Origin of the sequence: Janthinobacterium paucivorans (genome assembly GCF_051380805.1) — a bacterium.
Classification (GTDB): Bacteria; Pseudomonadota; Gammaproteobacteria; order Burkholderiales; family Burkholderiaceae_D; genus Janthinobacterium; species Janthinobacterium lividum_D.
Map to the genome: position 1 here is coordinate 300,554 of NZ_JBNYXR010000001.1, position 16,530 is coordinate 317,083.

Annotated in this window: 14 protein-coding genes; 8 read left to right on the forward strand and 6 right to left on the reverse strand. The window is 60.0% G+C overall.

Features of this window, described 5'->3' with window-relative positions; translation table 11 throughout:
* The first annotated feature begins 91 nt into the window (after window positions 1-91).
* The 3 genes from pyrG (at window position 92) to ftsB (ending at window position 3,554) form a co-directional block, all read left to right on the forward strand.
* Window positions 92-1,744, forward strand: a complete 1,653-nt coding sequence (pyrG, locus tag ACQ4V8_RS01330) for a CTP synthase (protein WP_010400537.1) — start codon at window positions 92-94, stop codon at window positions 1,742-1,744.
* 141 nt (window positions 1,745-1,885) lie between these two features.
* Window positions 1,886-3,169, forward strand: coding sequence for a phosphopyruvate hydratase (gene eno, locus ACQ4V8_RS01335; RefSeq protein WP_010400536.1), 1,284 nt, complete (start codon window positions 1,886-1,888; stop codon window positions 3,167-3,169).
* A 61-nt stretch (window positions 3,170-3,230) separates the two neighbouring features.
* On the forward strand, window positions 3,231-3,554 hold the full coding sequence (ftsB, locus tag ACQ4V8_RS01340) for a cell division protein FtsB (protein ID WP_010400534.1): 324 nt from the start codon (window positions 3,231-3,233) through the stop codon (window positions 3,552-3,554).
* A 65-nt stretch (window positions 3,555-3,619) separates the two neighbouring features.
* Here the strand turns inward: ftsB and ACQ4V8_RS01345 are convergent, their stop codons facing one another.
* The 6 genes from ACQ4V8_RS01345 to ACQ4V8_RS01370 form a co-directional block, all read right to left on the reverse strand.
* A complete protein-coding gene (locus ACQ4V8_RS01345; RefSeq protein WP_436570770.1) occupies window positions 3,620-5,734 on the reverse strand; it encodes a hypothetical protein in 2,115 nt (704 codons plus the stop codon).
* Window positions 5,735-6,239: 505 nt separating this feature from the next.
* A complete protein-coding gene (locus tag ACQ4V8_RS01350) occupies window positions 6,240-6,515 on the reverse strand; it encodes a hypothetical protein (RefSeq protein WP_196854796.1) in 276 nt (91 codons plus the stop codon).
* Window positions 6,516-6,667: 152 nt separating this feature from the next.
* Window positions 6,668-7,798, reverse strand: coding sequence for a glycerophosphodiester phosphodiesterase (locus ACQ4V8_RS01355; protein ID WP_010400528.1), 1,131 nt, complete (start codon window positions 7,796-7,798; stop codon window positions 6,668-6,670).
* On the reverse strand, window positions 7,798-10,209 hold the full coding sequence (locus ACQ4V8_RS01360) for a TonB-dependent receptor (RefSeq protein ID WP_436570771.1): 2,412 nt from the start codon (window positions 10,207-10,209) through the stop codon (window positions 7,798-7,800). Before ACQ4V8_RS01360 ends, ACQ4V8_RS01355 begins: the two co-directional genes overlap by 1 nt.
* 171 nt (window positions 10,210-10,380) lie before the next feature.
* On the reverse strand, window positions 10,381-11,358 hold the full coding sequence (gene hslO / locus ACQ4V8_RS01365; protein ID WP_196854799.1) for an Hsp33 family molecular chaperone HslO: 978 nt from the start codon (window positions 11,356-11,358) through the stop codon (window positions 10,381-10,383).
* A gap of 4 nt (window positions 11,359-11,362) precedes the next feature.
* Window positions 11,363-11,887: a gamma carbonic anhydrase family protein gene (locus ACQ4V8_RS01370; protein ID WP_436570772.1), complete on the reverse strand. Its 525-nt coding sequence runs from the start codon at window positions 11,885-11,887 to the stop codon at window positions 11,363-11,365.
* A 227-nt stretch (window positions 11,888-12,114) separates the two neighbouring features.
* Between ACQ4V8_RS01370 and ACQ4V8_RS01375 the strand changes: the two genes are divergently transcribed.
* The 5 genes from ACQ4V8_RS01375 (at window position 12,115) to ACQ4V8_RS01395 (ending at window position 16,515) form a co-directional block, all read left to right on the forward strand.
* Window positions 12,115-12,993 (forward strand): alpha/beta fold hydrolase, encoded by an 879-nt coding sequence (locus tag ACQ4V8_RS01375; RefSeq protein WP_029496584.1) that lies wholly within the window; start codon window positions 12,115-12,117, stop codon window positions 12,991-12,993.
* A gap of 102 nt (window positions 12,994-13,095) precedes the next feature.
* Window positions 13,096-13,929 (forward strand): 3',5'-nucleoside bisphosphate phosphatase, encoded by an 834-nt coding sequence (locus ACQ4V8_RS01380; protein WP_010400517.1) that lies wholly within the window; start codon window positions 13,096-13,098, stop codon window positions 13,927-13,929.
* 200 nt (window positions 13,930-14,129) lie between these two features.
* Entirely contained in the window at window positions 14,130-15,014 is an 885-nt protein-coding gene (gene htpX, locus ACQ4V8_RS01385) for a protease HtpX (RefSeq protein WP_010400516.1), read from the forward strand.
* 38 nt (window positions 15,015-15,052) lie between these two features.
* Window positions 15,053-15,676: an L-threonylcarbamoyladenylate synthase gene (locus ACQ4V8_RS01390; protein ID WP_010400515.1), complete on the forward strand. Its 624-nt coding sequence runs from the start codon at window positions 15,053-15,055 to the stop codon at window positions 15,674-15,676.
* Window positions 15,677-15,837: 161 nt separating this feature from the next.
* A complete protein-coding gene (locus tag ACQ4V8_RS01395) occupies window positions 15,838-16,515 on the forward strand; it encodes a site-2 protease family protein (protein ID WP_436570773.1) in 678 nt (225 codons plus the stop codon).
* Window positions 16,516-16,530 lie beyond the last annotated feature (15 nt).

Here is a 16,530-nt window from a genome sequence, read left to right on the forward strand (position 1 = left end):
TTGGCGCAAATTTCCGTGTGCGGGGAGCGCCGCAGGCAGGCTTTAGTGTATAATTTCAATTTCCCGCACGTGCCGTTCGGCACCATCTGCAATGACCAAATTTGTCTTCGTCACTGGTGGCGTTGTGTCTTCCCTTGGAAAAGGGATTGCCGCCGCCTCTCTCGCCGCGATCCTCGAATCGCGCGGCCTTAAAGTCACCATGCTCAAGCTCGACCCGTATATCAACGTCGATCCTGGCACGATGAGCCCTATGCAACACGGTGAAGTATTCGTTACCGACGACGGGGCCGAAACCGACCTCGACCTCGGTCACTACGAGCGCTTCATCTCCACCCGCATGAAAAAGGTGAATAACTTCACCACTGGCCAGATCTATGAATCGGTGATCCGCAAGGAACGCCGGGGCGAATATCTGGGCAAGACCGTGCAGGTGATTCCACATATCACCAATGAAATCCAGGATTACATCCGCCGTGGCGCCGAAGGCTACGACGTGGCCCTGTGCGAAATCGGCGGCACCGTCGGCGATATCGAATCGTTGCCATTCCTGGAAGCGGCGCGCCAGCTGAGCCTGCGCGCCGGTCGCAAGAACACGGCCTTCGTCCACTTGACCCTGGTGCCTTACATCGCCTCGGCCGGTGAGCTGAAGACCAAGCCGACCCAGCACTCGGTGCAAAAGCTGCGCGAAATCGGCATCATGCCCAATGCGCTGCTGTGCCGTGCTGACCGTGCCATCCCGGAAGACGAACGGGCGAAAATCTCGCTGTTCTCGAATATCGAAGAGCAGGCCGTCATTTCCGTATGGGACGTCGACACCATCTACAAAGTGCCGCAAATGCTGCATGACCAGGGCTTGGACAAGATCATCTGCGACGCGCTGGACCTCGATCCTGCGCCGGCCGACCTGTCGATCTGGAGCAAGCTGATCTACACGATGGAACACCCGAAGGCGGAAGTCACCGTCGGCATGGTCGGCAAGTACGTCGAGCTGACCGAATCGTACAAGTCGCTGATCGAAGCGTTGCGCCACGCTGGCATCCATACGGAAAGCCGCGTCAACATCGAGTACATCGATTCGGAAGAAATCGAAACGACCGGTTGCGACAACCTGGCCAAGTACGATGCCATCCTGGTACCGGGCGGCTTCGGCAAGCGCGGCGTGGAAGGCAAGATCAAGGCGGCCCAGTTTGCCCGTGAGCACAAGATCCCTTACCTGGGCATCTGCCTGGGCATGCAAGTGGCACTGATCGAATATGCGCGCAACAAGGCTGGCATGTCGAACGCGAATTCGACCGAGTTCGACCTGGATACGGATCAGCCTGTCGTTGCACTGATCAATGAGTGGCAAAACCACGATGGTAAAGTCGAGTTGCGCGATGAAAACTCGGACCTGGGCGGTACCATGCGCCTGGGCGCGCAAACCTGCGCCGTCAATCCGGGTACCCTCGCTGCCGAGATCTACGGCAGCGTGGTGACCGAGCGCCATCGCCATCGCTACGAAGCCAATAATCACTATCTGGCACGTGTCGAAGCGGCTGGCATGATTGTCTCGGCCCGCACGCCTAGCGAAGATTTGTGCGAAATCATGGAATTGCCACGCACGGGTGAGAATGCCCACCCATGGTATGTAGGCGTGCAATACCATCCCGAGTTCAAGTCGACGCCACGCACCGGCCATCCCTTGTTCACCTCGTTCATCAAGGCAGCGCTGGCGCATAAAGAAGCCAACGCCGCTGCCCAATAACGCGGCTCGATTGCGACAGTATTACCCGTAAGACAGCTCCCGGCCAGATCGTTCCCGCCGGGAGTTTCTTTGCCCCCTTTGTGCAATTGCGCATCAGAACGCAGTGTGCAGCCCCTGTTACGCTTAACTTTGGAGAATGACATGAGTGCTATTGTTGATATTATCGGTCGCGAGATCCTGGACTCGCGCGGCAATCCGACCGTCGAATGCGATGTGTTGCTGGAATCGGGCGTGATGGGCCGTGCGGCCGTGCCGTCGGGTGCCTCGACCGGTTCGCGCGAAGCGGTGGAATTGCGCGATGGCGACGCCAAGCGCTACTTCGGCAAGGGCGTGCTGCAAGCATGCGAAAACATCAATACCGAAATCTCCGAAGCCATCATGGGCCTGGACGCCAATGAACAAGCTTTCCTGGACCGTACCCTGATCGACCTGGACGGCACGGAAAACAAGTCGCGCCTGGGCGCCAACGCCATCCTGGCCGTCTCCATGGCCGTTGCCAAGGCTGCCGCTGAAGAAGCGGGCTTGCCGCTGTACCGCTATTTTGGCGGTTCGGGCGCCATGCAGATGCCAGTGCCGATGATGAACGTCATCAACGGTGGCGCGCACGCCGACAACAACCTGGACATCCAGGAATTCATGATCATTCCCGTGGGCGCGCCGTCGTTCAAGGAAGCCGTCCGCTACGGCGCGGAAGTGTTCCACACACTGAAAAAGATCTTGCACAAGAAGGGTCTGAACACCAACGTGGGCGACGAAGGCGGTTTCGCGCCATCGCTGGCCAATCATGAAGAAGCCATCAAGCTGATCATCCAGGCCATCGAAGAAGCAGGTTACGAGCCAGGCACGCAGATCGCCATCGGTCTCGATTGCGCCGCGTCCGAGTTCTACAAGAACGGCAAGTACGAAATGGCCGGCGAAGGCCTGAGCCTGACGGCAACCGAGTTCACCAATCTGCTGGCGACCTGGTGCGACAAGTACCCGATCATCTCGATCGAAGACGCGATGCATGAAGGCGACTGGGATGGCTGGGCGATCCTGACTGCGGAACTGGGCAAGAAAGTGCAACTGGTCGGCGACGATCTGTATGTCACCAACACCAAGATCCTGAAAGAAGGCATCTCGAAAGGCATCGCCAACTCGATCCTGATCAAGATCAACCAGATCGGCACGCTGACGGAAACCTTCGCCGCCATCGAAATGGCCAAGCGCGCTGGCTACACGGCCGTCATTTCGCACCGCTCGGGCGAAACGGAAGACTCGACCATCGCCGATATCGCCGTGGCCACGAACGCCCTGCAGATCAAGACCGGCTCGATGTCGCGTTCGGACCGCATGGCCAAGTACAACCAGTTGCTGCGTATCGAAGAAGACCTCGGTGATATCGCCAGCTACCCAGGCCGCGATGCGTTCTATAATCTGAAGTAAGTTGTTGTAAAACCCACTGGCCGGCCGGAGATATCCGGCCGGTTTTTTAACTGAATACCCCATGCGCCTGATTACGCTCGCCCTGGCAGCCCTGTTGCTGCTGATCCAATTTCCCCTCTGGCTGGGTAAAGGCGGTTGGCTGCGTGTTGCCGACATGGAAGCCCAAGTGGCGGTGGCCAACAAGAAAAACGTGGAATTGAAGGCGCGCAACGCCAAGCTCGAATCCGAAGTGCGCGACCTGAAAGATGGCACGGGTGCCGTCGAAGAGCGTGCCCGCTATGAGCTGGGCATGGTCAAACAGAATGAGATTTTCGTGCAGATCGTGCGCAAGGGCCAGACCCCGCCGCTGCTGGAAACGCCGGTGGACGCTGCTGCGCCCCACTAATATTGCTCCGCCTGCCAAGCTGCAGGCGCCGGCTGCCCGGCGCCCCACGCGCGGCGCGGCCCGCCTTATTCTTCCCCATCAAGATATACATAGCCGCCATGGCCACCCAGAGTGCAGTCGGCACCGGTGATGCGCAATTCGATTTCATCGCCCGCGCTGGCGCCCAGCCCCTTGAGTATCACCGGTTGCCAGGGAATAGCTTTCCAGTTGCCGCCTTGATAGTCTTTCCAGCCTTGGAAGCTGGGATCGCTGGTAAAGAAGCGTCGGCGGTACAGGTCCTGGCCTTTGCTGAGGTTGCGCACGACGACATCGACATACGGTTGCTCTGATGGCTCGTGGCGCGGATCCTCCAGCACCGCCGCCCATTGAAACACCAGTTGCGGATTGCTGGCCGCCGCCGGCACGATCGCCTTTTGCGCGACATAGGTCGTGTGGTAGTTCGGCGTCTGGTCGTTGATCTTGGCGGCATGCATGCCAAAGATGCTGGTCGTCAGGTCAGTTGCGATCGGATCGAAGCCGACGCCGACCACTTCGACTTTTGTCGGCGTCAACACGGCGCCGCTGTTGAGCAGAGAGGTCTGGCTGTTCCAGCCGCTGAGGTCACCTGATTCAAAGCCGAAATTGACAAAGAAATTTTCCCCCGCAGACTGCACGCTGAATTTTCCAAAGGCCGAGAAGCCGTGCTCGGTGCTGCGCGGATGTTCCGACACCAGCAGCATCACATCGATTTTGTTTTCCAGTTTGGTGGGAAAGTTCAGCATATAGTTGCCTGCCGTATCAAGGAGCACGCCCGTCGCACCCTGGCGCACGCCATCGTAGAACACGTGCAGATAGACATCCTTTTTGCTGCCGACGGGACGGTTGAAGCGTCCTTGCAGGCTTTGCCCGTCTTGATGGGTGATCTGCACGCGCACGGGCCGTGCGTACTCGAGCGCCTGTACCTTGCCTTGCTGGTCTGTCACTTGCAGATGCGAAAAATAGTCTTGCAGCTTGCCGCTTTCCCACTCGGCGATGATTTTCTGGAACTGCGCCGGGGCGCCGAAAGTGTCGTCGCTGGCGTAGCCGATATGGTCGAACATCGAGGGTGGATAGGAGGCTGCGCGTGAATACGTGCCAAAGCCCGTCAGCATGTTCCAGTCGTAGTTGGCTTCGACATCGGGGGCGTTCGAATCGTAGATACGAAAGCGCGCCTGATCCGCGTCATAGGCAAAGACCGTCACGGAATGGCCGCCATCCTTGGTGCCGCTATGCATGACCAGATGCAGTGGATCGCCCGTGGCGATCATCGACTCCAGCATCAGGCGGCCGGTGTCGATGGCTTGCGGAATGAGGATGCTTGATGCCACGCTGTTCCACTTGCCGGCGATGACAGCGTAGGTCATGGCCATGGCTGTGCGGGTCAGTTCATCGTCCACCGGCTGCCCCGGCATGCCTTCGTTGGACAGGTCATACAGCCGCTTTGACTTGTTCAAGGAGAAATAATGCGTGGAGAGCGAGGCGAAAGCGGCGCAGTGGCCGCCGTATAGATAGGAGCCGAAGTTACGGTGCAGGACGGAATCCGTGCCGAGCCGAAATCCCGTGTCGACCGCCGGCATGCCCAGGTTGAGTGCGCGCACGACGATCGCCATGAAGCGCGAGAAGTGCGAGGTACGGAAGGTGACCGTGCCCTTGCTCCTGTCGACGCCAATGACGGAGACGGTACGGTAGCGGCTCGCGGCTTCGTCCCAGTAGAGTACTGCGGGCGGCAAGTCGCCGGCTGCGGCAAGGTCATAGGGCATGGTGACGGTAATGGGCAGCTTGAATTGCGTCGGCCCGCCGCCGGCTACCTTCAAGAGCAGGGTTTTCGAGACAGCCAGCGTGCCGGCCGCAATCGCCTCTGCGCGGAAGGGACCGGGCGGCGCGTTTTCGTAGCCCACCTGGACTTGCAGGTCGTCGATGGCGGCATCAGGCGGGATATCGATGAGTGTGCCCGGTACGCCTGGGGCGCTGGCGGGCACGCTGAGCCGAGCACCGGCGCCGGCGGTGAATGCGCTGCGCAATACTTCATTTTGTACTTCCGACGGCAGTTCTTCGACCGGTGGCGGCACATCCTGCGCCGTGCGTCCACCGCCGCATGCCGTCAGCGCTACGCATACCACGAGGGGCGCCAGCCATGCGCGCCAGTATCTGGAGTGTTTCATTGCATTCTCCCTTGACTTGCCTGGTTTGCTTGCTGGCGGGATGCCAGATGGGCATGGCGTTAGGAGAGCAAGAAGCAGTCCAGGAGAATTTTATGTTGGAGAATCAAGGGCTTGAGCTTGTCCAGTTGCCTGAGAAGGGCATGACTGTCAAAAAAAGCGACACGGCTGGGGGAGGAGGGCTTGCCCTGTCAGCCTGGGCCAATTGCCAGGCTGACGCACTGCACCTTGGCTTGGCGTCGTATTGCCGCGCTGCTGCCAGGGGTGTTTTTTCCTGCGGTTCTTTGCTGCTGACTGATCAGAAACGGGCTTTGCCGGTCGAGATCAGGTAGAAATGGATGCCGGTGACCACGATGGCCACGGTGATCAGTGCGGTTTCGAGAAATATCATCAAAATTCCAGGTAAGCTGTTGATACAGAGTTGGCTTAAAAAATGTCCAGGGCCAGGCGCCACGTCGAAGACAGTAGGAACGTACGGCGAGGTGTGGGCAAAGCTGCCTTGGACGTTTTAGCCGCGTGTAGCGAGGAAACGCAGTTCCGAGGCCAGATTCGGCATCAGGTGTTCGTAACGCGCCGCTTCCGAGTTCAGCAGCGCGATATCGCGTTGGCTTGGGCGCACATAGCGTTGCTCTTGCTCGGTGCCGCTGTTGGCGATGACTTCCTTCTGCGCCAGTTCGCTGTACGGCTTGGTAGCGAGCAGGGCGCCCAGGAAGGCGCGCGTGGCGCGGCCCAGGTTGCTGAAATAGTTGTCGTCGTTGCTGTAGGTAGTGGTAAAAGTGGACATATGCCCTCCATGAATAGTCTGTTGTTGCATTGCACAATAATGGAGTTCGCGATATATGTCTAATTTCAAGATCCAATTTCAGTAATTCAAAAAACGAATAATAAGGGCGTAGCCGTCGGCTACGCCCTGGAAACGATTTTGTTACGAAATGTCTATCCGGCAGCGATGCGTCCCAAGCCCGGATCGTCGCTAAAAAAGCCATCCAATCCCGTTTCGATATAGCGGCGCATTTCTGCCACGGAACCGGCTTCGTTGCGCGCGTTTTCACCATTGCCATCGCGGAAGTCGGCCGCCAGGAAACGATTTTCCGGGCGGAAGGTCCAGGTGTGCAGCAGCAAGCCTGCCTGGTGCGCATCGTCGACGATGGAGGAGGGCTTGGCCAGGCGCTGATCGGCATCGAGCGCGATGACGCTGCGCGTAGGCGGCGCCACCACGTCCGCGTAGGCGGCGATATCGCGCAAGCCGGCCGGCGTCGTCATCTGGCCGAAGGTCAGCTTGCCACCGGCCTTGGCGACGTCCATCGGGCGCACGTCGCCGCCCACCACCAACTGCATCAGGCGCACGTTGGCGCGCCGTCCTAGCTTCTCGCGCAGGTACTTCAGGTTCGCCACTTCGAAGGACTGGATTTCGATGGGCGCGCGGCGCGTGTACTCATGCGCCAGCATGGTCGACAGGAAACGGTCTTCCAGCGCCAGGCCCGCATCGCGGAAGTAGGTCGAGCTTTTCAGCTCCGGCACGAGGCCAATGATGCGTCCGCTGGCGGCCGATTGCGCTGCAACAAAATCGATGATTTCTTCCCAGGTGGGAATCTGGAACTGTCCATCATACAAGGTGTTGCCGGGACGTACTTTCGGCAGCCGTTCGATGGCGCGCAGGGTTTTCAGTTCTGCCAGCGTGAAATCGTCGACAAACCAGCCATCGTGCCAAGCGCCGTCGAGCATCTTCTTGCTGCGCCGGCTGGCAAATTCAGGCCGGCGCGCCACGTCCGTGGTGTCGATCAGGTTGCTTTCGTGGCGCGCCACGAGGATGCCGTCGCGCGTCACCACCAGGTCCGGCTCGATGTAGTCGGCACCGTCGACGATAGCCTTGGCGTACGACGCCAGCGTATGCTCGGGGCGCAGAGCGCTGGCGCCCCGGTGGGCAAACACCAGCGGGCGGGCCGGGGGCGTGGCCAGCAGACCGGCGGCAAAGCCGGGTGCCGCCGCCAGGGCCAGGCCTCCCACGGCCGCCTGGACGAAGCTGCGCCGCGAAAAGTGCCGTTGTGGGAGGCTAGGCGTGCGCATCAAAAGTCTGCCGTCAGGGTCAGGAAGCCCTGGCGCGGGGCGATCGGGAAGGTGTTGTACGTCTTCTCGGCAGCGCCTACCACCACGTTCTGCGCACCTTGGCGGTTGGCCAGGTTGCTGACATTCAAGCGCCAACGGGGATTTTTCAGCCAGCTGGCCATGGCCGGCAGTTTGCCCGACACGCCCAGGCTCATCAGGAAATAGCTGGGCACGGACAAATCGTTGGTGTACGTCGCGTAGCGCTTGCCCACATAGTCACCCGTCAGTTGTACTTCGATATCGCCCAGCGTGGCGGAAGCAACAAACTTGTTCAACCATTCCGGCGAGCCCGGCACGTTCTTGCCCGCCGTCAATACCAGCGCGGCGCCATTGTTGTAATTGTCCGCGTACTGCGAGCGGTTGTACGACAGGGCATTGTAGAACGAGAAATTGTTGCCAAAGTGTACGGTACCGGCGATGTCGATGCCATCCGTGCGCACGCTGCCCACGTTGGCCAGCACGGGGTTGCCACCGATGATGGAGGAAATCACCGGCGTCGGGCTGATCTGCAGCAAACGGTTGCTGAAATCGACGTGGTAGACATTGACTTGCCCATCGATGGCGGTGATGGCGCCCAGATTCAAGGCATGACTGCCACGCACGCCCACTTCATAGGTGAGGGCCGTTTCCGGCTTGGCGTCGCGCTTGAACAAATCAAAAGCGGCCTGGCTCGACAAGCTCCATGGCGAAGCGCCGCCGCCGCCGTAGGTGACGAACTGGCGCATGTTTTTCTGGATATTGAAGTACAACTGGTCTTGCGGCGTGAAGTCCCAGCGCGCGCCTACTTGCGGCAACAGCCATTTCTTCGTGTTGATGGTACCGACCGGCAAGGCCGTCGAGCCACCGGAAATGGCGCCCTTGGCCGGCTGCACGGGGAATTTGCCATCGGCAAACTGCAGGCTGGACTTGAAACCGGCCTGCAGGGCGATATCTGGACGGATGCGCCATTCATCCTGCAGGTGCAATTGCACCACCTTGTTGTTGATTTCGCTGCCGTACTGCGTGATCAAGGGATTGCTGGGGCGGTCATACGGCGAGGTGGGGTTGTTGACATCCAGCGCATACCAGCGGCGGTAGGCGGACGAGCGGTTCTGTTCCAGCCACAGGCCCGCTTCCAGTTGGTGCTCGCCGATTTCCTTGCGCACAGTGGAAATGAAGCCGCCCCGCTTGATGTCGTATTCCGTGGTGCGCACGGCGTAGCCCGAGTTGCCGAATACCTGTTTCAGGTTCTGCTTCGGGTAGTACACGCTGAACAAACCAGGCAAGCCGGCCACGCCGATGGGGCCGGCTACCACGCCCACGCCGTCATCCTTGTGGTAATACACTTGGTTGGCCCAAGTCGTACCTTCGCCCAGGTTGGCGTCGAACTTGGCATAGGCCAGGTAATCGGTGCGCTGCGCATCGCTGTAATAATTGCGGTAATTATTGCCGTCGGCGGCCGGCGTGGCACCGGTAGGCGACAGATAATTCAGGGCTGCCTTGAAGTCCGGGTACAGGAAGGGGCGCGTGTAGGGCGAGCTCGTTTCCCCGGCCAGGTGCACGGTGCTGTCTTCGTTCGGCTCGATCTTGTCCGAGTAATTAAAGAACAGCGTCAGCTTGCCCGCTTCGCTGCGGTTGACGTACTTGGCGTTGAACTGGTCACCGCCCTGGCGTGCGTCAAAATCCCAGGCCCGTGCTTCGTGGTGCAGGATGGAAAAATAGGCGCTGCTGCCGTCGCCAAAGGCGCCCGTGTCGTAGCGGGCAAATGTGCGCGAGGTGCGGTGGCTGCCCACCGTTTGCTGCACGCTGGCGCCTTGCGTGGCCAGCGGGTCGCTGGAGTAGGTTTCGATGGTGCCGCCCAGGTTGCTGGTCGAGGCCGTGGCCAGGTCGCCCGCGCCCGAGGACAGCACCACGCTGCGCACGTTTTCGCTGATGACGGCGCGCTGCGGCGACAGGCCGTTGTAGTTGCCGTACTGCTGGTCGCCCAGCGGCACGCCATCCATGGTGTAGCCGAGTTGCTGACCGGAAAAGCCATGCACAAACAGCGACAGGTTTTGTTCGTTGTTACCCCACGGATCGGCCGTCTGGAAGCTGACGCCAGGCAAGGTTTGCAGGGCTTTCAGGGGATTCGTGCCGGGCAGGATTTTCTGGATTTCATTCTTGCTCAAGGCCACGGAGGAACGCGTCTTGCGCGAAGAAATCTCTACGCTAGCCATCGGGGCATGCTCGTCAGCGGCAGCCGGGCCAGCAGCGGCCATGTCGGTGGCGGCGGATGCCACAGCGGCGGCCACTGCCGTTTGAGCCAGCGCCGGCAGGGACAGGCCTGCGGCGCAGGCGCTCAGCAAAACATGGAAGGAATGGCGGCGCAGGGCCAGCGTCAAGTGGGAATTCATATCAGCCTGTGTAAAGTTGGAAGTAAGACAAGCTGCGCAGCGTAACGGCCGCGCGTTACGGGCTGATGACGAACTGATGACGGGAAGATGACAGTAGAAAAAAAGCGCCGCCTGAGCGGCGGCGCGGGGACTATTGCAATTAATTAATTGGTTAATTAGTTAATTAATTAGTTAGTTAATACTTGCTGCGGGGGGTATCAACACCTCGGCCGGCGCATCCGTGATGAATAGCTGCGCGCAATCGACCTTGTCGAAGGCATAATGCTGGCCGCAGAAATCGCAGTTCACGCCCACTTCTTCCACTTCGTCCAAGGTGCTGTTGACTTCTTCCTGGCCCAGCATCTTGAGCATATTGCCGACTTTTTCGCGCGTGCAGCTGCAATGGAAGCTTGGGTGCAGCGGCTCGAAGACGCGGATTGTTTCTTCCCAGAACAAGCGCTGCATCAGGGTCTCGATATCGGTGGCGAGGATTTCTTCCTCTTTCAAGGTCGACGCCAGCATCACGGCGCGGTGCCAGGTGTCCAGTGCATCTTCTTCCGAGACGGGCGTCGCTTCGGCCTTGCCGCCATGGTGGGGCAGCTTTTGCAGCAGCAGGCCGCGCGAGACGCTGTCATCTGTGGCCAGCCACAAACGCGTGTCGAGTTGTTCCGAACGCAACATGTAGTTTTCAATCACGGTGGCCATGTCGTCGCCGTCCAGCGGCACGATGCCCTGGTACGGTTGCTGGCCTGGCACCTTGTCGGCCGGATCCAGGGTGATGATGAAGCGGCCCTTGCCCGTGGCGTTGAGCAATTGCGGCACGGTGGCGACATCGGCAATGGTGGCGTCCGGGTCCAGCTTGGCCGTGGCGCGCAGGCGCAGGTCGGAATCGCACTCGACGACCATCAGGCGCACGGGACCGTCACCATGGATTTGCATGATGATGGAGCCGTTGAATTTCAGGTTGGCTGACAGCAGGGCGGCCGCAGCGACCATTTCGCCCAGCACTTTTTTCACGGCCGTCGGGTAGGCGTGGCGCGATACCACTTCCTGCCAGGCATGGGAAACGTCGATGAACTGGCCGCGCACGGCGGCGTTATCGAAAATAAATTTTTGCAGCGTATCCTCGGTGGTGGCAGCGCTGACGGCGCCCGTGGTTTCAGTCGTCATTCTCTTATCCAATCTTCGTGAGTTGCGTATTAAATAGCTGGCCGCGTTGCACATAGCTTACGGCGTTGCCTTGTAGTCTGGTGATATCGTCTGCCGTCAGGGCCCGCACGGCTTTCGCCGGTGAACCGATGATGAGCATATTGTCGGGAAATTGCTTGCCTTCCGTGACCAGGGCGCCTGCGCCGACCAGGCAGCCTTTGCCTATCTTTGCACCATTCAGGATCACCGCCTGGATGCCGATCAGGGCGCCATCGCCTATCGTGCAGCCGTGTAACATCGCCTGGTGGCCGATGGTCACGTTCTGGCCGATGACCAGCGGGTAGCCAGGGTCTGTGTGCAGCACGGCGCCTTCCTGTACATTGCTGTTGGCGCCCACGGTGATACGTTCATTGTCGCCGCGAATCGTGGCGCCGAACCAGACGGACGTATTCGCTGCCAGTGTCACCTTGCCGATCACGTTGGCCGTGTCGGCAACAAAAGCGGAAGCGTCAATCTGCGGCGCATCGGCGCCCAATTGGTAGAGTGTCATCGTTAGCCTGTGGCGGTGGTGGAAGCGCCGGGCTGGGCCGGACGCGGAAGTTTTGCTTGGCTTACCTGTTATGTACGCTATTTTACGCTGTTGCAGGACAAATCCTGGTACCAAGCGCCAATCCGGTATAATTATCGAACGCTCGTACTTTTATATCCCTACTATTGACAGAGACAGCATGTGGCGCCATCGGCGTCACTTTCAAGGCAGGCAATCAGATGAAATCCATGAAACTTTCCCGTTCCGAATTCATCCATATCCGCGGCGCCCGTACGCATGTGCGCCATTGGGGCCGCGAAGGTGCCCCTATCCTGTTCATGCTGCACGGTTGGATGGACGTGGCCGCTTCGTTTCAGTTCGTCGTCGACGAGTTAGCTGGCGACTGGCACGTGATCGCGCCCGACTGGCGCGGTTTTGGCCTCAGTGATTACACGCAGTCCGATACCTATTGGTTCCCCGACTACCTGGCCGACCTGGATGCCATGCTGCTGCATTATTCGCCGGAGGCGCCCGTTAAACTGCTCGGCCACAGCATGGGCGCCAACGTGGCCGGCCTGTACGCGGGCGTGCGGCCCGAGCGCATCAGCCGTTTCATCAACCTGGAAGGCTTCGGTATGATGGCGACCCGGCCCGAGCAGGCCCCCGGCCGCTACGCCAAGTGGCTGGACGAATTGCGCGAGCCGCCCGCCATGCGCGGCTATCCTAGCCAAAAGGCGGTGGCGGAACGCCTGCAAAAGACCAATCCGCGCTTGTCCGATGAGCGCGCGGCTTTTCTGGCCGAGCACTGGTCGGCGCAGAACGAGGCGGGCGAGTGGGACATCCTGGGCGACCCGCAGCACAAGCGCGTCCATCCCATCTTGTACCAGGTGGAAGAAGTGATGGCATGCTGGCGCCGCATCACGGCGCCCGTGCTGTGGGTGGAAGCCGATGATACGAATATGTGGCAATGGATGGGACCCAAGCAAGAGGCGCGCATCGAAATCGACCGTCGTTTGGCCTGTATCGAGAATGTGCGCTGCGAGATGATGCTGGACGCGGGCCACATGCTGCACCATGACCAGCCAGCGCAGCTGGCGCGCCTGGTGGAAACTTTTCTGGCGCAGTAATGCGCTGGCGCCACTGTGTCTTTAAGGCGACTTCCTTATCTGGCAAGCAGCGTACAATAAAAACTTCTTTCATGTTGAGCTCTTGCGGGGTATTGTTTTCGTATGCTTAAAGTCGACCTGCATTGTCATTCGAATATTTCCGATGGCGTACTCGCGCCCGCTGCCGTGGCCGCGTATGCGCGCAAGGCGGGCGTCGACGTGTGGGCGCTGACCGACCACGACGAAGTGTCCGGCGTCGCCGCCGCGCGCACGGCCGCGCTGGACCTGGGCATGCGTTTCGTGGCCGGCGTGGAGATCTCCATTACCTGGGCCGGCCAGACCGTGCACATCGTCGGCTTGCAAGTCGATGAAAACAATCCTGGCCTGGTACAGGGCTTGCACCAGACACGCTCGGGGCGCGACGCGCGTGGTCGCGAAATCGCCCGCCAGCTCGACCTGGCCGGTATCCCTGATGCCTATGAAGGGGCCTTGAAATTTGTCGGCAATCCCGATTTGATGTCGCGCACGCATTTTGCCCGCTACATCGTGGAAATGGGGAAATGCGCGAATATCGCTGATGTGTTCAAGAAATACTTGTCGGAAGGCAAGCCCGGCTATGTCGAGCACCGCTGGGCTACCCTGGCCCAGGCGGTGGGCTGGATACGCGGCGCGGGCGGCGTGGCTGTCATCGCCCATCCGGGACGCTACCGCTTCAGCGACATGGCGCAAGGCGTGCTGTTCGATGAATTCAAGCAGCTTGGCGGCGTGGCTATCGAAGTCGTCACGGGCAGTCACAGCCCGGACCAGTATCCGCAATACGCACAGCTGGCCAACGCTTACGGTTTCCTCGCCTCGCGCGGCACGGATTTCCATGCACCAGGCGAGGCGCGCGTGGATTTTGCCATGCTGCCGCCGCTGCCGGCCAACGTCACGCCCATCTGGCACGACTGGTTTTAATGCCGTCGAAAATCTACTGCGCGGCGCGACTTGCGGCCTGCGATGCTCACTGTGCTAAAGCACAGCTCCGCTTCTCGGCCACAATTCACATCCGCTCGCGACGATTTTTTTAGGCATTAAGTGCAGGATGTGCGCAGGCTTGAAATTCGCCACTGCATGCTTATCTTTTAGCCATTACTCTCTTTCCGGAGACATCGCCCATGAAACGTATCGTCCTTTTTATCGTCACCAACCTGGCCGTGATGCTGGTGCTCTCGCTCGTCCTGAGCTTGCTGGGCGTGGGCAATCCGGCACGCGGCAGCACCCTTAACCTGGGCAGCCTGCTGGTGTTTTCGCTGGTGGTGGGCTTCACGGGCTCGATCTTTTCGCTGCTGATCAGCAAACCCATGGCCAAGTGGAGCACGGGCGCGCGCGTGATCGACAACCCGACGTCGTCGACGGAATTGTGGCTGGTCAATACCGTGCGTGCCCTGTCCGAGCGCGCCGGTATCGGCATGCCGGAAGTGGCCGTGTATGAAGGCGATGCGAATGCGTTCGCCACGGGCGCCTTCAAAAATTCGGCCCTGGTGGCCGTCTCCACCGGCTTGCTGCAGAACATGAATCGCGATGAAGTCGAAGCCGTGCTGGGCCATGAAATCGCCCACGTCGCCAATGGCGACATGGTGACGCTGACCCTGATACAGGGCGTGGTCAATACCTTTGTCGTCTTCATGGCCCGCGTGGTGGGTTTCTTTGTCGACAATGTGCTGTTGAAAAATAATAACCGCGAAGGCGGCGGGCGCGGCATCGGCTATGTCGTCACCGTCATGGTGTGCGAAGTCATCTTCGGCTTGCTCGCTTCCATCATCGTGGCCTGGTTTTCGCGCCAGCGCGAATTTCGCGCCGATGCCGGCTCCGCCAAGCTGCTGGGCAGCCCGACGCCGATGATGCATGCGCTGGCCCGCCTGGGTGGCGTAGCGCCGGGCGAACTGCCGCAATCGATGCAGGCACTGGGCATCAGTGGCGGCAATGGCGGCTGGGGCGCACTGTTTGCCACGCATCCGCCTCTCGAACAACGCATTGCCGCGCTGCGCGGCGTACAATGATGCTAACTTAATAAGCTGGTTCGCCAGAACGCTTACACATGAGTCAATTTTTTCATATCCACCCTGAGAATCCGCAATTGCGTCTGATCAAGCAGGCAGTGCAGATCATCCAGTCCGGCGGCGTGGTGGCCTTGCCCACCGATTCCTGCTACGCGCTCGTATGCCAGCTCGACGACAAGGGCGCCGTCGAGCGCCTGCGCCGCATCCGTGGCGTCGATGAAAAGCATCACCTAACCTTGTTGTGCCGCGACTTGAGCGAGCTGGGCGTGTACGCCCGCGTGGACAACCGCCAGTTCCGCCTGCTCAAGGCGGCCACGCCGGGCGCTTACACCTTCATCCTGGAAGCGACCAAGGAAGTGCCGCGCCGCCTCAGCCATCCTTCGCGCAAGACCATCGGCCTGCGCGTGCCGCAGCACCGTATCGTGCAATGCCTGCTGGAAGAGCTGGGCCAGCCGCTGCTCGGTGCGACATTGACCCTGCCCGGCGACGAAGACAGTCTGACCGATGCCGATACCATCCGCGAGCGCCTGGAAAAACTGGTCGACCTGATCATCGATGGTGGCGTTTGCGCGCACGGCCCCAGCACGGTGATCGACCTGACGGGGGCCGAGCCGGAAGTGGTGCGCGTGGGACGCGGCGACCCGGCCGTGCTGGGTTTGTAAGTCGATGCGGCAGACCAGCATGGCCTGCCCCAATTTACCTAACGTTGCCAGGCCTGACAAAACCGCAGCGAGCGCAAGTGACGACGCCCAGCAGGTTTTGACAGCTGCCTTTAATTGCCGTCTAAGAAAGCCATCTGCACGCCTCTGGTAGAATCGCGGTCATGAGCGATTTCAATACGATAGTCCAGACCGTTGCCGTGTACCTGGTGCCGGTGCTGTTTGCCATTTCCCTGCATGAGGCAGCGCACGGCTACGCCGCCCGCTATTTCGGCGACCCGACGGCCTCGAACGAGGGCAGGCTGAGCCTCAATCCGATCCGACATATCGATCCTTTCGGCACTATATTGCTGCCCTTGATACTCTTTTTTACGATCCAGGTGCCGTTTGGCTATGCCAAGCCGGTGCCCGTCGATTTCAGCCGCCTGCGCAATCCGAAGAATCAGATGGCCTGGGTGGCGTTTGCCGGTCCTGGCGCCAATTTCCTCATGGGCTTGGGCTGGATGATCGCCTTTGTCGTCCTCAGCGTCCTGCCGCCGACGGAGATGGGCATGTTTTTGCGCAAGATGGCCGGTGCTGGCGTCAGCGTGAATGCGGCCATGTTCGTCTTTAACCTGATTCCCGTGCCGCCCCTCGATGGCGGGCGCATCATGACGGGCTTGCTGCCGATGTCGCTGGCGCGTCCCTACGCCAGCATCGAGCGCCACAGCCTGTATGTGTTTGGCGCCTTGGTGCTGCTGATGTACACGGGCATATTGAACCGCGCCTTGCTGGTGGCGATCGAATTTGTCATTGGCATTTTTGTCACCCTGGTCACGCCACTGACGGCGTTATTGACTTGATGCACGCCACTGGAT

Excerpts from the sequence above, each read along its gene's own strand:
- htpX (WP_010400516.1), top strand. The coding sequence starts at position 14,130 with ATGAAACGTATCGTCCTTTTTATCGTCACCAACCTGGCCGTGATGCTG.
- hslO (WP_196854799.1), bottom strand. The coding sequence starts at position 11,358 with ATGACGACTGAAACCACGGGCGCCGTCAGCGCTGCCACCACCGAGGAT.
- ACQ4V8_RS01375 (WP_029496584.1), top strand. The coding sequence starts at position 12,115 with ATGAAACTTTCCCGTTCCGAATTCATCCATATCCGCGGCGCCCGTACG.
- ACQ4V8_RS01390 (WP_010400515.1), top strand. The coding sequence starts at position 15,053 with ATGAGTCAATTTTTTCATATCCACCCTGAGAATCCGCAATTGCGTCTG.
- eno (WP_010400536.1), top strand. The coding sequence starts at position 1,886 with ATGAGTGCTATTGTTGATATTATCGGTCGCGAGATCCTGGACTCGCGC.
- ACQ4V8_RS01345 (WP_436570770.1), bottom strand. The coding sequence starts at position 5,734 with ATGAAACACTCCAGATACTGGCGCGCATGGCTGGCGCCCCTCGTGGTA.
- ACQ4V8_RS01380 (WP_010400517.1), top strand. The coding sequence starts at position 13,096 with ATGCTTAAAGTCGACCTGCATTGTCATTCGAATATTTCCGATGGCGTA.
- ACQ4V8_RS01395 (WP_436570773.1), top strand. The coding sequence starts at position 15,838 with ATGAGCGATTTCAATACGATAGTCCAGACCGTTGCCGTGTACCTGGTG.
- ACQ4V8_RS01360 (WP_436570771.1), bottom strand. The coding sequence starts at position 10,209 with ATGAATTCCCACTTGACGCTGGCCCTGCGCCGCCATTCCTTCCATGTT.
- pyrG (WP_010400537.1), top strand. The coding sequence starts at position 92 with ATGACCAAATTTGTCTTCGTCACTGGTGGCGTTGTGTCTTCCCTTGGA.
- ACQ4V8_RS01355 (WP_010400528.1), bottom strand. The coding sequence starts at position 7,798 with ATGCGCACGCCTAGCCTCCCACAACGGCACTTTTCGCGGCGCAGCTTC.
- ACQ4V8_RS01370 (WP_436570772.1), bottom strand. The coding sequence starts at position 11,887 with ATGACACTCTACCAATTGGGCGCCGATGCGCCGCAGATTGACGCTTCC.
- ftsB (WP_010400534.1), top strand. The coding sequence starts at position 3,231 with ATGCGCCTGATTACGCTCGCCCTGGCAGCCCTGTTGCTGCTGATCCAA.
- ACQ4V8_RS01350 (WP_196854796.1), bottom strand. The coding sequence starts at position 6,515 with ATGTCCACTTTTACCACTACCTACAGCAACGACGACAACTATTTCAGC.